10 protein-coding genes are annotated in these 14,633 nt (G+C 40.6%); 2 read left to right on the top strand and 8 right to left on the bottom strand.

Annotated elements, in window-relative coordinates:
* Window positions 1-137: 137 nt before the first annotated feature.
* Complete coding sequence (locus CSV73_RS16680; RefSeq protein ID WP_255407853.1) at window positions 138-254, bottom strand: DeoR family transcriptional regulator; 117 nt, start codon at window positions 252-254, stop codon at window positions 138-140.
* A gap of 305 nt (window positions 255-559) precedes the next feature.
* Here CSV73_RS16680 and CSV73_RS08525 point away from each other — a divergent pair, with 305 nt between their 5' ends.
* A complete protein-coding gene (locus CSV73_RS08525) occupies window positions 560-1,879 on the top strand; it encodes an LLM class flavin-dependent oxidoreductase (RefSeq protein WP_199093004.1) in 1,320 nt (439 codons plus the stop codon).
* Between the two features lie 111 nt (window positions 1,880-1,990).
* Window positions 1,991-2,734 carry a hypothetical protein gene (locus tag CSV73_RS08530; RefSeq protein ID WP_099627198.1) on the top strand — a complete coding sequence of 248 codons (744 nt, stop codon included), beginning with the start codon at window positions 1,991-1,993 and terminating at the stop codon, window positions 2,732-2,734.
* A 51-nt stretch (window positions 2,735-2,785) separates the two neighbouring features.
* Here the strand turns inward: CSV73_RS08530 and CSV73_RS08535 are convergent, their stop codons facing one another.
* From CSV73_RS08535 to hutU, 7 genes are all read right to left on the bottom strand, one after another.
* The gene (locus tag CSV73_RS08535; protein ID WP_099627199.1) at window positions 2,786-4,423 is read right to left on the bottom strand and encodes a thiamine pyrophosphate-binding protein; all 1,638 of its coding nucleotides are present in this window, start codon (window positions 4,421-4,423) and stop codon (window positions 2,786-2,788) included.
* Window positions 4,420-7,179, bottom strand: coding sequence for a bifunctional diguanylate cyclase/phosphodiesterase (locus CSV73_RS08540; protein ID WP_099627200.1), 2,760 nt, complete (start codon window positions 7,177-7,179; stop codon window positions 4,420-4,422). The genes CSV73_RS08535 and CSV73_RS08540 overlap by 4 nt, the downstream gene beginning before the upstream one ends.
* Before the next feature lie 397 nt (window positions 7,180-7,576).
* Window positions 7,577-8,374, bottom strand: a complete 798-nt coding sequence (locus tag CSV73_RS08545) for a histidine racemase CntK family protein (protein ID WP_085131862.1) — start codon at window positions 8,372-8,374, stop codon at window positions 7,577-7,579.
* A 97-nt stretch (window positions 8,375-8,471) separates the two neighbouring features.
* On the bottom strand, window positions 8,472-9,782 hold the full coding sequence (locus CSV73_RS08550) for a Na+/H+ antiporter family protein (protein ID WP_085131863.1): 1,311 nt from the start codon (window positions 9,780-9,782) through the stop codon (window positions 8,472-8,474).
* A gap of 147 nt (window positions 9,783-9,929) precedes the next feature.
* Window positions 9,930-11,438, bottom strand: coding sequence for a histidine ammonia-lyase (gene hutH / locus CSV73_RS08555; RefSeq protein WP_099627201.1), 1,509 nt, complete (start codon window positions 11,436-11,438; stop codon window positions 9,930-9,932).
* A gap of 244 nt (window positions 11,439-11,682) precedes the next feature.
* On the bottom strand, window positions 11,683-12,954 hold the full coding sequence (hutI, locus tag CSV73_RS08560; protein WP_099627202.1) for an imidazolonepropionase: 1,272 nt from the start codon (window positions 12,952-12,954) through the stop codon (window positions 11,683-11,685).
* On the bottom strand, window positions 12,951-14,630 hold the full coding sequence (gene hutU / locus CSV73_RS08565; protein WP_085131866.1) for a urocanate hydratase: 1,680 nt from the start codon (window positions 14,628-14,630) through the stop codon (window positions 12,951-12,953). Before hutU ends, hutI begins: the two co-directional genes overlap by 4 nt.
* Window positions 14,631-14,633 lie beyond the last annotated feature (3 nt).

Raw genomic sequence — 14,633 nt, forward strand, 5'->3', positions numbered from 1 at the left:
GCCCCATATATAATATGTATAGTTATGTACTGAATTATAATGCATATCTGTGAACGAAACCATTCCAATAGTTACAACGCACTTATTTCTAACCTATCCTTCAAACTAACAAGAAAAAATAGTTAAGTTCATGTTATTCATTCCATTCCGCCATGTGTGCGTATCAGCTTGTTCTGCTTCTCTAGTACATCGAAATCCCTCCGTATCCTCGTAAGCACTTCATTCAATACTTCCGAGAGTTGGATGATATCCACTCGTTCTCTTATTGCAAACAATTATAGTACCTACGTAAAACTTGAAAATATAACGTCATAATAGATTTAGATTAGTTAGTGTTTCGTATGAACTAAAAGTTTCCGCACAGTATAAAGAAGCAGTATGAAAACTGGCTTTCTTGTTAAAGGCTTACCTTTCACCATCTTTAATAGTCGAACGTCTGATCATACTGCATCACGAACGGATATATAAACTCATGTCTTGACACCCGGCATGACACACATGATAATTTACATGAATGGATAATTTATATATAACAATCCACATGACTAGGGAGAGGACGATGCATGTGAGGAAGAAGTTAAAAATAGGAACGATGATCCACGGTGTTGGTGAGAAGATTTCGGACTGGCGGCACCCTACTATGCCATCGGATGCGAGTGTAAGCTTCGAATTTTATAAACAACAAGCCCTAACGTCAGAACGCGGGCAATTTGATTTTGTTTTCATCGCAGATGCTTTATATATTAATGAAAAATCGAATCCACATTACCTGAATCGATTCGAACCACTCACGATACTTTCTGCATTGGCAGCGGTGACGTCGAATATCGGATTAGTCGGCACATTATCAACTACCTATAGCGAACCTTTTTCTGCAGCGCGACAATTTGCTTCACTAGATATGTTGAGCGGTGGACGTGCAGGATGGAATGCGGTGACATCCGGATTGGAAAAGACCGCATTAAATTTTACTAAAGAAGTTAAAGATCATCCAAATCATGCCACACGTTACCGGATGGCTGCCGAGTTCGTGAACGTCATGAAAGGCTTATGGAATTCTTGGGAAGAAGATGCCTTTATACGCAATAAACAGACCGGGCAATTTTTCGACCCAAATAAATTACATACATTGAATCATGAAGGTGAGTTCTTTTCTGTACAAGGACCTCTAAATATCGGCCGATCACCGCAGGGACAACCAGTAATATTTCAGGCTGGTTCATCAAAAGCAGGTATTGCATTTTCCGCACAACAAGCTGATGTAGTTTTCGCCATTATGCCTACTTTAGAAGAAGCGCAGCGCTATTACATAGATGTAAAGGGGCAAACAGAAGCTCTTGGACGTAAACCCGATGACTTGTTGGTTCTACAAGGCATCAGTCCGATTATTGGAGATACGATAGAGGAAGCGGAGCGAAAACTCGAAGAACTTGCTGGTTTGGTAACGATTGAACAAGCACTTGCTTTTTTAGGTCGTCTCTTTGAACATCATGATTTTTCACAATATCCATTGGATGAACCTTTTCCCGAGATAGGATGCATTGGCAAAAATAGTTTCAGAAGCGATACCGATCGCATTAAGTCTGAAGCTCGTAAGCAAAACTTAACTTTACGTCAAGTAGCTTTACGAGAAGCCACACCGCGCACGCCTTTTCTGGGTACACCCGAACATGTCGCTAATCTTATCGAAGTCTGGTACGAACAGAATGGAGCGGATGGTTTTATGCTCATTGCAAATTTGCCAAGCGAATTAGAAGCGTTTGTAGATAAAGTTGTCCCTATCCTTCAAAAGCGCGGGATTTTCAGATCAGATTATGAAGGGACTACTTTACGCGAAAACATGGAGTTGCCTTATGCGGAAAACCATTATTCACTTTAATAAATAAAATCTATAAATAGATCCTTTTCAAATAATTTAGTACTATGCATATTTATTTGTTGTATAATTATCTAATAATTATCTAGAGGTTCTACAATGAGGAGGCATCACATGAATATGGACCCGCTAACGTATTCCTATGAAGTTCAGAACATAGTGAAAAGTTCGCATCAATTAGATACACGTATTTCGGAAACAGAATTACTTGATTACATCAGCAAGTTAGCCAAGATTGATGTAATGGATATGTATATCGATCAATATAAATATAAAGATAAAGTAACTAGTCCAGTCATTTATGAAGCAATTGCACAAGCTTTCAAGTTCCACTTAGAACGAGTTCCTGTGCTGACTACAGAGAAAATCGGTACTTTCGTGATTCCTCCATTAACGGATTTGAAAACTTGCAGCAGTCTCCCTTCACAAGTCATTTTGAATTTATATTTAGCTCATCACAATCATCACGTAACAGGTGACGAAGTCCGCACTATGATTAACCATTATTTCGGTATGAATTTAGTTGGAATTGACGGGTTGGGGAAAACTAGAATTTCTTTGTATTCAAAAGGACAGTGGCTCGTGAAAGATGATCTAGACTTATTTGTTATTCATACCGGAACAATGGATGTAGACGTGAAAATCTACTGCACAGACTACTTTATGGCCCGTACTGGATCGAAAAATATACCGATTGAATTACAACAATCCTTGGCTAGCTTGGGGTATAGTTATAACGCGCAAGTAGATGCGTATTATTATTCAAATCCTTCAGGTCTTACAGTTTCTAATGCATTTAAAGGAAAGACAATAGATGCGATTATAGAACTTACAGATGTATTATACAAAACTATCTGATGAATACAAAAAGCCCAAGAAGAGACTGATATAGCCTCTTCGTCGGGTTATTTACTTTCCAAAGGAAGATAGAAACTTCACGCGATCTCCCATTGGTGGTATTGTATTATCAATCAAGTAAATTTCGAGAACGGATGGCCCGTTCACGTTCATCAGCTCATCTATTACTTCTTGGGTTAGATCCTCCATTTTTTCAATTCGTTTACTCGGTATGTTCATAGCCGCAGCCATAGCTGCAACATTCACCGGTTCTTGTTCAAACGATGGATGGGACCGCTTATATTGCAACGAATGTCCATGATAGACCATTCCTAAACGTGCATTATTCATCACAACAAATACAATCGGCAACCTATGTTCTTTGGCGGTGAGGATCTCCATACCATGCATGAAGAAACAACCGTCACCCGTGACGCAAACTACTGGACGTTCAGGTTCAGCAAGCTTCGAACCAATTGCAGAACCTATACCGCTCCCCATTGCCCCAAAATGTACATTAATATCAAATGTATCGGACTCCAGCACGTTCATATCATGAATGATATATGCCATGAACTCACCTATATCGATGGTATATCTAGTATTGCGAGGAGCGTATTTTTGCAGGCGCATCAATACATTTTTCGTATTGTACTCTTCACTATCCGCTCTCCCTATTTCTTGCTTCGTAAATGCTTGATCTTTTGTCGGCAAGTTCAATGTTTTTAATTGATCTAGTAACGCGGTCAAGCTTAAATCTATGTCTCCCAAAACAGCAGCATCCACTTCATATTTACGATTAAAAACGGAAGAATCGTAATCCAGTTGAATAGTGTACCGATCTTTAGTGAGATTGACGTTCCAATTATTCGTAGCCGTCTCGCCTAAACTGGAGCCTACCACCAGTAAAGCTTCACCATCACTCCCATTGATCAATGAAGAAGCGCTATCATGACCGGCAAAGCCGAAGACGCCAGCGTGAAGTGGATGGTCATCTGCAATATAACCTTTTGCCTGCGGTGTTGTAATAATTGGCCACTCGAGCATCTCCGCTAACTTAAGTAACGGATCGACTGAGTTTCTAATACCTTGTCCTACAAAAATATATCCATCCTGTTTACTGGCAAGCTCTCTTGCAACAGACTGTATAATGTTTTGATCCGGAACTATCGGCGTTCTTTTTGGCTGAGCCGGTATTTCGGGAGACTCAATTGGATTGATCTGAATATCTATTGGCATGGCGATATGGACTGGCCCCGGTACACCGGAAATTGCTATTTCACAGGCCTTTGCCACTTCGCCAAGTAAATCATTAGAATCCGTTACAGTTACACTATATTTCGTCACTGATTTAAAGAGTGGTTCAGCATCCAGTTCTTGAGAGGCATTTAAACCGACAGTATCGACAGGCACTGCGCCCGTCAAAAATAATACAGGAACATGTTCTCGCATGGCATTTGCGGCACCTGTTAGTAGATTGGTACCGCCAGGCCCGCTACATCCAATACACACACTCATAGAAGCCGTGTATTTAGCATAAGCAACTGCCATATAGGAAGCCGCACCTTCATGTTTTGTCACAATCGGTGTCAGTTCAGGTATTTCATACAACTCATCAAAAAACGCATTGACAGAACCTGCTGGGATACCAAAAACATGTTGTACTCCGCTAGCCATTAAATATTCCAATACTCCTCGAACAGCTTTCATAAAACCCCTCCTCTAGTAGCTAGATATGTGCTTTCGAATTCACTTGCTTTCAACGGCATATTAAAGTAATACCCTTGCATGATGTAACATTCTCTTGAGGCTAAAAATTCCGCTTGTTCTAGTGTTTCGACACCTTCAGCAACCACATCCAATCCCAGATTTTTTGCTAACGTGATAATCGTATTCGCAATGGCGGAATTATCGTTATTGCTTTCCAATTCCTGAATAAATGATTTATCTATTTTCAAGGCATTGATCGGCAAGTTTTTTAAATAGCCCAAGGAGGAATAGCCTGTACCAAAGTCATCAATAGACATCTTGATTCCGATCGCCTGTAACTCTTTCATCGTCTGGATAGTCAACTCTGTATTTTTAATAATTTGGTTCTCTGTAATTTCAAGACATAAAAGCTCTGGTGATACTCCTTCTTCGTCTACTATATCTTTTACTGTTTGGAATAAATTATTTTGTTCAAACTGGCGAGCCGATAGATTTACGGATACTACTATCGGTGGATATCCTTTGGCTTGCCACTTCTTCATTTGGTTACACGCACTTCTGATAACCCACTCTCCGATAGGAACAATTAGCCCCGTCTCTTCCGCCAGTGCGATAAACTTATCCGGTGTAATTAATCCTTCTGTCGAGTGATTCCATCTCAATAACACTTCAGTGCCGATGACAGTACGTGTACTATAATCAATTTGAGGTTGAAAATAAATTTCCAACTCCTCACGATCGAGTGCTTTATATAACGCATTTTCAAACTTCACATTTTCAAACGTTCTGATATCCATCGCTACTTGATAAAAATGATAGCTGCTGCCGGATACGGTTTTGGATTGATACATGGCGATATCAGCATTTTTAATCAATAACTCCACTGTCTGTCCATCTTGAGGAAATACACTAATTCCCATACTGCTATGGATATGCATTTCATGTCCTTTTAGATTGAACGGCTTGTTGAATTGATCCACAATCTTTTCCGCTACTTCAACAACTTCTGCTTCAGATCGAATAGAAGGCAAGTAGATAATGAATTCATCACCGCCTTGACGCGAAGCCGTGGCACCCTCAGGAAGACATGCACATATACGTTTTGCTACATGTGCCAATAAAATATCACCATAGCTATGCCCTAATAAGTCATTGACTGATTTAAAACGATCCAAGTCCATGAACAGTACCGCTGCTTTTTCTTCATGAATACGGGCAAAGCTCAATCCTTGTTCCATGCGATCTTTTAAAAGCACTCGGTTGGGAAGATTGGTCAAGCTATCATAATACGCATGGTACCTGATTTCTTTCTCCATCTTCTTTCTTTCGGAGATATCTTTAAATGTAACGACATCCCCAACGACTCTATCCCTTTCTTTGATGGAAGATCTAACATATTCTACAGGAAAACTGGACTGATCTTGTCTAAAGAATGTAACATCCTCTTTATTTGTATTGTTTTCATTGTAAATAATACTGACAGGTTTGCCTATTAACTCATTTTTAATCTTATAACCTAGCATCATGGCTGCCGCTGGATTACAAAACGTAATGACACCTTGTAAATCTAATCCGAATATCCCTTCACCTGCCGAATGGAGAATCAGTTCTTTCTCCCGGCTAAGACGCTGTAATTCTTTCATCGCTGATTCAAGTTCATTGTTTTTTTCCGTTATCTCCGCAGTACGTTGTTCTATGATCAACTCTTGTTTTTCCATATTCAATAAGTTCAATAAAGTGGAAGCCGTTGTATCGACAATAGATTGCGTCAGTTGTTGACTGGTCTGGGAGTAATTCGGATTTTTTTGTTGAAGGTCTGCAATGACTACTAAACCTAATACTTTCCCCATAGATACAAGAGGAAGAATAAACATCGATTGAATACCAAAGTATCGACATACTTCATGGTTCACTCGATCGTCCGCAAAGACATCAGGAATGAATTCCGCTTTTCTAGATGCAATTACTTCCTGAAACACTTTATCATTTTCATCATCAAATTTTATCTCGTCATGAGATTTAACCCATGCTTCTGGCGACCAATCACTAGTATGATTAATTGTTGTAGGCTTAATCTTCATATGCACCAACGGATCGATTAGATGTACACCTATGTCATTGTTTCCAAGCACTCTTTCTATATAAAGAAAACAAGTATCCAAGGCTTCCTGCATCGTAGAACACAGTGATAAATCCCGTGTTATATCCAATAACAATTGCTTTTCCTGAATCAATTCTTCTTTACTTGTCAGCAGCTTGGCATTTTGAATTGCAACAGCTGCCATATTGACGTAGGACTGGACGGTTTGAATTTCAAGTTCTGTTAAATTCATCGGTATTCCATAATCGAACAAGAAAACGAGTCCGAATAATTCCATTTCACCAGTAATAGGCAAAACCAAGAGAGATTTTATCTTAAATCCTTCAACTGCCCTTTGATCAGGTCGAAAGTCTTTAGATGTATCCGGTATATAGATTGTTCTTCTTGTTTCAATTACTTCTTTCGCCAGTAAATCGAAGTCGGTATCAATTGTATGCATATCGAGTGTCATGCCATTGATCACTTCAGGCTTTCCTACGAAGCCCCTGAATGATCCGTCTTGTTGCGGCAAGTAAATTCCGACCGAGTCACATTGAACAATCTCCTCTGATATAGCGGTGATCACGTGATTTAACACTTCTCGTAACTCTAGCTTTGTATTTATTAACTTTGTTATATTCGCTAGACGAAGATATCTTGTTTGATCTTTCACTATTCATACCTCCTATCCTATCCAATGTATCGATAGATAACATCTTACTATGTCATTCGACAAATTATTTGAAATAGCCTTTTACTAGATGTTACAGCTATATTAAATATATAACGAATAGGAAGATATTGTATAAGCAAATAGTACCATTCATAAATCTAGTGGTAAAATCCCCCTGACGGTAGAGTGTTTGTCAGCAGGATATAAAGCCCTTCCCTTCTATACCACTACTGCCTTTTTCTACAGCTAACTCAATTCCGTTTTTTTCGCCTTCGACCACTTGTGGGACAAGTGGTTTGGATTATGCAATCCATTCAGAAAGCATTTTACCTACACATATTTAAGAAATATAAAAGCACCAACCTCCATTTTGAAGTTGATGCTCTACATATATATTGGTTTACATATCTAAATACACAAATCCTTCAGATGTAAAACGTACATCTGTAGAAATATAGTTTTTACCGCCTGTTTCTACATATACAATCCCGCCTGGCTGGTGAATTTGCAAAGTCTGATTTTGACTTCCCTTTGATAAATGAACACCCAAGGCTAGAGATCCTGAACCGCAAGCCTGCTCGAAAAATCTGCTCCCGGTTTCCGTTACATAAACAAAAGGCCATATTTCATACTCGCCTTCTTTCAACTGCTTGTAAGGTATAATCCCGATTGCTTTATCTTCAATCTTATCGGTGACTGCTTCAATCAATTGATTAAACTGATCTTCAGTTGGCCAATAGTCCGTTATGAAATGAGTGATTCCATCCAATTTCACGACATTTCCTGTAATACTCCGGCCATTCAAATCAATTACTATCTCATTCGTTGATAATGGTGGCGGCATTTCAGCTCTGGCGACAAAATGAGTGGGTGACTTTACATCCACTTCGCACTCAAGCGGAAAATCCGAACCTGATGTCTCTAACAAAAATGTCCGATCTTTAGTGAGCCCTTTATATGAACAGTATGCAGCAGCACTTAACAAAGCATTACCGCAAAATTCTCCACCCGACATTTCCAACCTTAGTACAGCATCTTCAGTTTGTGGTTGCACTAAAAAACCCGCTTGTTCTGCATGCAGATGTTCATCGTCCATAATTTTACTGGCGATCTTCGCATAATGTGCAGGTGATACATAGTTCGTTATAAAAACGGTAGTGTTTTTTGAAGGGCTGGCCTTTACAAAATCCAATTTCATCTTTATTTCTCCTCCCTTTCCACTCGTTGATTACTTCGAAATACGTGATGCGGTGTGTTGAAAACACACCGCATCACGTAATGTTTGCATGATTTGTTTATAGTACCATGGCCGCAACGACACCAAAGATGAGAAGCGGGATATTATAATGTAAAAATGTTGGTACACACGTATCCCAAATATGATGGTGCTTTCCGTCCGCATTTAACCCAGCTGTCGGCCCTAGCGTACTATCAGATGCCGGTGACCCTGCATCACCAAGCGCGCCTGCAGTCCCAATTAAGGAAGCCGTTGCCATTGGAGAGAAACCAACTGCTATACAGATTGGCACGAACAAAGCTGCAATAATTGGAATGGTCCCAAATGATGAACCGATACCCATTGTAATTAATAATCCGATCAATAACATGACGGATGCAATAATCAGTTTGTTATCACCTAAAATTGCTGTAGCTGATTCTACTAAATCATTGACAGCACCTGTCTCTTTTAAAATAGTTGCATAACCGGAAGCAATTAACATAACAAATGCAATCATACCCATCATGCTAATCCCTTCATTAACAACTCTTTCTCCTTCATTAAAGGGAACGACTGTGAATATATACATTAACGCAATACCTGTAAGAGCTCCTAGTACAAGTGAACCCGTAGCTAGTTGCACGATCAATGCGCCGATAATGGCTCCAATAGTGAGGACGTGACGTAAGTTGAATTTCAGTTCGACTTCTTCAGGTATTTCTTCCGCAACAATAACTCCCATGTCGCTATGCGGAAGTTCTCTTGGCTTGCGGTATGAGATGAAAACGGCAATCAGTAAACCTATAATCATGCCCATTCCAGGTATTAGCATGGAATAAGTGACTGATAAAAGAGGGATCTCCATACCACTTGCTTTCATTTCTTCTGCAATGATTCCATGGAATATTAATCCAAACCCAGCCGGAATCATAATGTAAGGCGCTTTTAATCCAAATGTCAACGCACAAGCGACACCTCGACGGTCAATCTTCATCTTATCAAATAAATGAAGCAAAGGTGGAATTAAAATCGGAATAAATGCTATGTGGATAGGAACCACGTTTTGTGAGAAACAAGCAACTCCTGCAATGGTTAGCAATAAAATTGACCGTTTCCCTCTTAAAACTTTCATCAATCTCTTGACGAGAAAGCCTGTAATTCCTGAAAAACTAATCATAACGGCGAACATTCCGAGCAAAATATAACTTAATGCGGTGTTTGCTTGTCCACCCATTCCAGAGACGAGCATTGTTGTTGCTTCCGTCAGTGACAGACCTTCCATTAACCCAGCCACACCCGCCGCGATAATAATGGCAAACATTACGTTAACCCGCAGAAGACTCAACACAGACATGACGATAACTGAAATCACTACCGTACTAAACATAGATTCACCTCTTCTTTTTAAACTAAAATGAAAATTCAAATATTCAGTTATTCACGGGCGGAGAGGAAGGTAACTCTCCCTCTTAATTCCACTAGTACTGATGAAAACAGATTCAACCATTGTAACAAATTCCATCTTACATTCTATTTATTTGTTTGTGTATGCATCGAAATGAAAATCGCTATTTTTCAACCATTCACTCATTGCTTCAATATCTTTCGAAAATACGCGGTCTTCTTCAATATATGACACGATACTTCTTCCGTTTTCTAGAAACTCTCTTGTGGATGTGGACATCTTTTCTTTTCCACGAATCTCGGCTGCCTGCATACTACAAATTGCTTCTATTGCCAGCACACGACGTGTATTTTTAATTACTTCATATGCATGACGAGATCCAATTGTGCCCATACTAACATGGTCTTCTTGATTCGCTGATGAAGGAATGGAATCGACGCTTGCTGGATGGGCAAATGTTTTATTCTCAGAAACAAGGGATGCCGCAACATATTGCATAATCATGGCACCAGATTGTAACCCTGGCTCAGGACTTAAAAATGGTGGCAAATCATTTAATTGAGGATTTACTAAGCGCTCAATTCGACGTTCTGAGATATTTGCCAATTCTGCTATTGCAATTGCCAAGAAATCCATAGCAAAAGCAATTGGCTGTCCATGGAAGTTGCCACCTGATAATACTTTTTCACCATTATCAAAAATGAGCGGATTATCTGTAGCCGCATTCATCTCAATCAGTAATTTCTCTTTTACATAATTCATAGTCTGCCACGTTGCGCCATGAACCTGAGGAATACATCTGATCGAATACGCATCTTGCACACGTATTTCTCCTTGCTTTGTCGTTAACTCACTGTCAACTAAAATATTCCGAATTCGTTCTGCTACTTCGACCTGCTCTTTGTAACCACGTGCAAGGTGGATATCTTCGTCAAACGCATCAATGATTCCGCGTAAACCTTCAATTGTCATGGAAGCAATGCGTTCTGTCTGATAAGCCAATTTTTCAGCTTCTAAATACGCAACGACTCCCATTGCAGTCATTGCCTGCGTGCCGTTAATAAGAGCTAGACCTTCTTTTGCCGTTAGTACAATCGGCGTAATTCCCTCTTTCGTTAAAGCTTCCTTCGCAGGCGTTCTTTCCCCTTTATAAAACACTTCTCCTTCTCCGATTAAAACTAGCGCCAAGTGCGATAGCGGAGCCAAGTCACCACTTGCACCAAGAGATCCTTGCTGTGGAATGACGGGATGAATATGCGCATTTACTAAATCGAGCAATCTCTCAATTACGACTGGACGCACTCCTGAAAAACCTTTCAATAACGCGTTGGCACGAAGAAGAATCATCGCCCGTGAAACGATTTCCGGAAATGCTTCCCCGACACCACATGCATGGGAACGGATTAAATTTAACTGCAGTGATTCTACATGGTCTTTATCTATAAGCACATCACTGAATTTACCGAACCCTGTTGTAATACCATATACAATTCTTTCTTCATCTACGATTCTTTCTACTGCTTTTCGGCTTTCTTGAACCTTTTTCATGCTTTCTTCTGAGTATTTTACGTGGTCACCATCGTAAAGTACGCTATGCACCTCTGTAAAATTAAGCGTTTGTCCATTTAATACGACCATCTTTTTTCTCTCCCTTCAATTCCGTTGCTCAAGTAACGTCACAATAAAAAAATCTATATGACAGAACTTGAATACGCTTACAAATAATAGGATCTATTCACTGAATCCTCACACCATTTTTAGTACTATGTGAAACTTTCAAGTGCCTGAGTGAATACTCAGGCACTCAGTCAAATGTGTAGTCCGAGTTTGTTATATTGCGTACATAATTTTTACGAATCCTTTACTTACTACTCGTATCGCTTTAGTTTGATGCGTTACCAACGACCTGCACGCCTTTTTTCCAAACCGACTGGACGTGGTTAACGCCGAATAAGTATTGGAGTTCTTGATAATTTTTTGCGTCCCATACTACCACATCACCTTGCTTACCTACTTCTAATGAACCTACTTTGTCCTCGCTCTTAATCGCGCAGGCTGCGTTATATGTCGCAGCTGTCAAAGCTTCTGCTGGTGTTAAACGCATGGAGATGCAAGCTAAGTTCATCACGAGTGGCATCGATGTCGTGGGGGAAGACCCCGGGTTACAGTCCGTCGAGATGGCCACAGGCACTCCTTCGTCGATCATTCGTCTTCCAGCAGCGGCTTCTTCACGTAAATAAAGTGCTGTCGCCGGCAGAAGACAAGCAATTGTACCCGATTTTGCCATTGCTTGTATACCTTCTTCAGATGCTTTTAACAAGTGCTCAGCTGAAATGGCACCTACTTTAGCTGCAAGTTCTGCACCGCCATAGGACTCAATCTCATCTGCGTGGATTTTCGGAATCAAGCCCACTTTCTTTCCGGCCTCCAGCATTCTCTCGGATTGCTCCGGTGTGAATACACCTTTTTCACAGAATACATCATTGAATACTGCTAGTTCTTCTTCTACCACTATCGGTAATACTGTTTCGATTAAATAATCAATGAACTCATCTTCTCGGCCTTTATAATCAAGAGGAACAGCGTGCGCCCCCATGAATGTCGGAACTAAGTCAATCGGATGGGTTTCTTGAAGTTTTTTCATCACACGAAGTTGTTTTAATTCCGTTTCTAGATTCATTCCGTAACCACTTTTTCCTTCTACTGTAGTTACTCCATGAGCTAGGAACGAATCAAGTCGGCGCGTTGTTTGCTCGATCAACTCTTCCTCCGAAGCTTCTCTTGTCATTCGAGTCGTTGCATGAATACCGCCACCGGCATTCATAATGTCCATGTAGGTGGCGCCTTGCAGACGCATTTCAAATTCGTGCTCCCGACTCCCTCCATACACCACATGTGTATGAGGGTCCACTAAACCTGGAGTCACTAGCTTTCCAGACGCGTCTACAATTACTGCATCTTGCGCTCTTTCACCATACGTACTTTCAAGCTCTTTTGTTGTTCCTACAGCTTGAATGATGCCGTCTTCAATCCATACACTACCGTCTTCAATAATCCCAAGATCCGACATATCTTTTTTCGCGCGTGGACCATGCTTCCCCGAGGCCAACGTGGCCAACTGGGAAGCGTATTTAATCCAAACTATATTTTTCATTTTATATCATTTCCTTTTTTCAGCATTGGAATATTAACGCCTTTTTCTAATGCTGTCTTTTCAGCAATTTCATATCCTGCATCCACATGACGTACGATTCCCATACCAGGATCCGTAGTTAACACACGCTCGATACGAGCAGCCGCTTCATCTGTTCCATCTGCAACAATGACAATTCCCGAATGAACAGAATAACCCATTCCGACTCCACCGCCGTGATGTAGCGATACCCACGTTGCCCCACCGACCGCGTTGATCATCGCATTTAAAATAGGCCAATCCGCCACAACGTCCGATCCGTCTTTCATCGCTTCCGTTTCACGGTTTGGTGAAGCAACCGAACCTGAATCCAAGTGATCACGGCCAATGACGATTGGAGCGCTTAACTCGCCACTTGCTACCATGTCATTAATGATTTTTCCGAAACGCGCACGTTCACCGTAACCGAACCAGCAAATGCGGGCAGGCAATCCTTGGAATTCAATTTTTTCTTTCGCCATGCGAATCCAGTTACATAAATGTTCGTTATAGCTAAATTCTTTCAAAATCACTTCATCCAATTTATAAATGTCTTCCGGATCTCCCGATAATGCTACCCAACGGAATGGGCCTTTTCCTTCACAAAATTGGGGACGGATATATGCAGGAACAAATCCTGGGAAATCAAATGCATTTCCGATACCTTCGTCTTTTGCCACTTGACGAATATTGTTTCCATAATCAAATGTGATAGAACCTTTATTCATCAAGTCAAGCATTGCTTGCACATGTTTCGCCATAGATGCTTTGGATAATTGTACATATTTTTCCGGATCGCTTGAACGAAGCAAATCAGCGTCTACCATAGACATGCCAGACGGGACATATCCATTCAACGGATCATGTGCTGATGTTTGGTCAGTCAGTATATCCGGAATGAAGTTACGTGCAATCATTTCCGGTAAAATGTCAGATGCGTTACCTAACAATCCGATCGATAATGCTTTTCCATCTTTTTTCGCTTCTTCTGCAAGACGGATCGCTTCATCTAATGAATCCGTTTTCAAATCTGTGTAGCGTGTTTCGATTCGACGGTCGATACGCGTCTCATCCACTTCAATTGCGATACATACGCCACCAGCCATAGTCACTGCAAGCGGTTGCGCTCCACCCATTCCGCCAAGGCCTGCTGTTACGGTAATCGTTCCTTGCAAATTGCTATTATAATGCTTTTTGCCAAGTTCTACGAATGTTTCATATGTTCCTTGTACGATTCCTTGTGAACCGATATAGATCCAACTTCCAGCAGTCATCTGACCGTACATCATGAGGCCTTTTTTATCGAGTTCATGGAAAGTATCCCAATTGGCATATGCCGGGACAATATTTGAATTTGCTATTAGAACACGCGGCGCATCCGCATGTGATTTAAATATGGCAACGGGTTTACCCGACTGGACAAGTAATGTTTCATCGTTTTCAAGCTCTTTTAGCGATTTTACAATCGCGTCAAAACTTTCCCAGTTACGAGCCGCTTTTCCGATTCCACCATAGACTACAAGATTCTCCGGGTGTTCAGCCACTTCTGGATCCAAGTTATTCATCAACATTCGAAGTGCAGCTTCTTGAAGCCACCCTTTCGTATTTAACTCAGACCCTCTATATCGAATTACCTTTTCGTCAGCAATTGTTTTCATGAA

Origin of the sequence: Sporosarcina sp. P1, from assembly GCF_002743155.1 — a bacterium.
GTDB lineage: Bacteria > Bacillota > Bacilli > Bacillales_A > Planococcaceae > Sporosarcina > Sporosarcina ureae_B.

Bases quoted from the DNA above. Each gene is read 5' to 3' on its own strand.
- CSV73_RS08525 (WP_199093004.1), top strand. From the start codon at position 560: ATGCATGTGAGGAAGAAGTTAAAAATAGGAACGATGATCCACGGTGTT.
- CSV73_RS08530 (WP_099627198.1), top strand. From the start codon at position 1,991: ATGAATATGGACCCGCTAACGTATTCCTATGAAGTTCAGAACATAGTG.
- CSV73_RS08535 (WP_099627199.1), bottom strand. From the start codon at position 4,423: ATGAAAGCTGTTCGAGGAGTATTGGAATATTTAATGGCTAGCGGAGTA.
- CSV73_RS08545 (WP_085131862.1), bottom strand. From the start codon at position 8,374: ATGAAATTGGATTTTGTAAAGGCCAGCCCTTCAAAAAACACTACCGTT.
- CSV73_RS08550 (WP_085131863.1), bottom strand. From the start codon at position 9,782: ATGTTTAGTACGGTAGTGATTTCAGTTATCGTCATGTCTGTGTTGAGT.
- hutH (WP_099627201.1), bottom strand. From the start codon at position 11,438: ATGGTCGTATTAAATGGACAAACGCTTAATTTTACAGAGGTGCATAGC.
- hutI (WP_099627202.1), bottom strand. From the start codon at position 12,954: ATGAAAAATATAGTTTGGATTAAATACGCTTCCCAGTTGGCCACGTTG.
- hutU (WP_085131866.1), bottom strand. From the start codon at position 14,630: ATGAAAACAATTGCTGACGAAAAGGTAATTCGATATAGAGGGTCTGAG.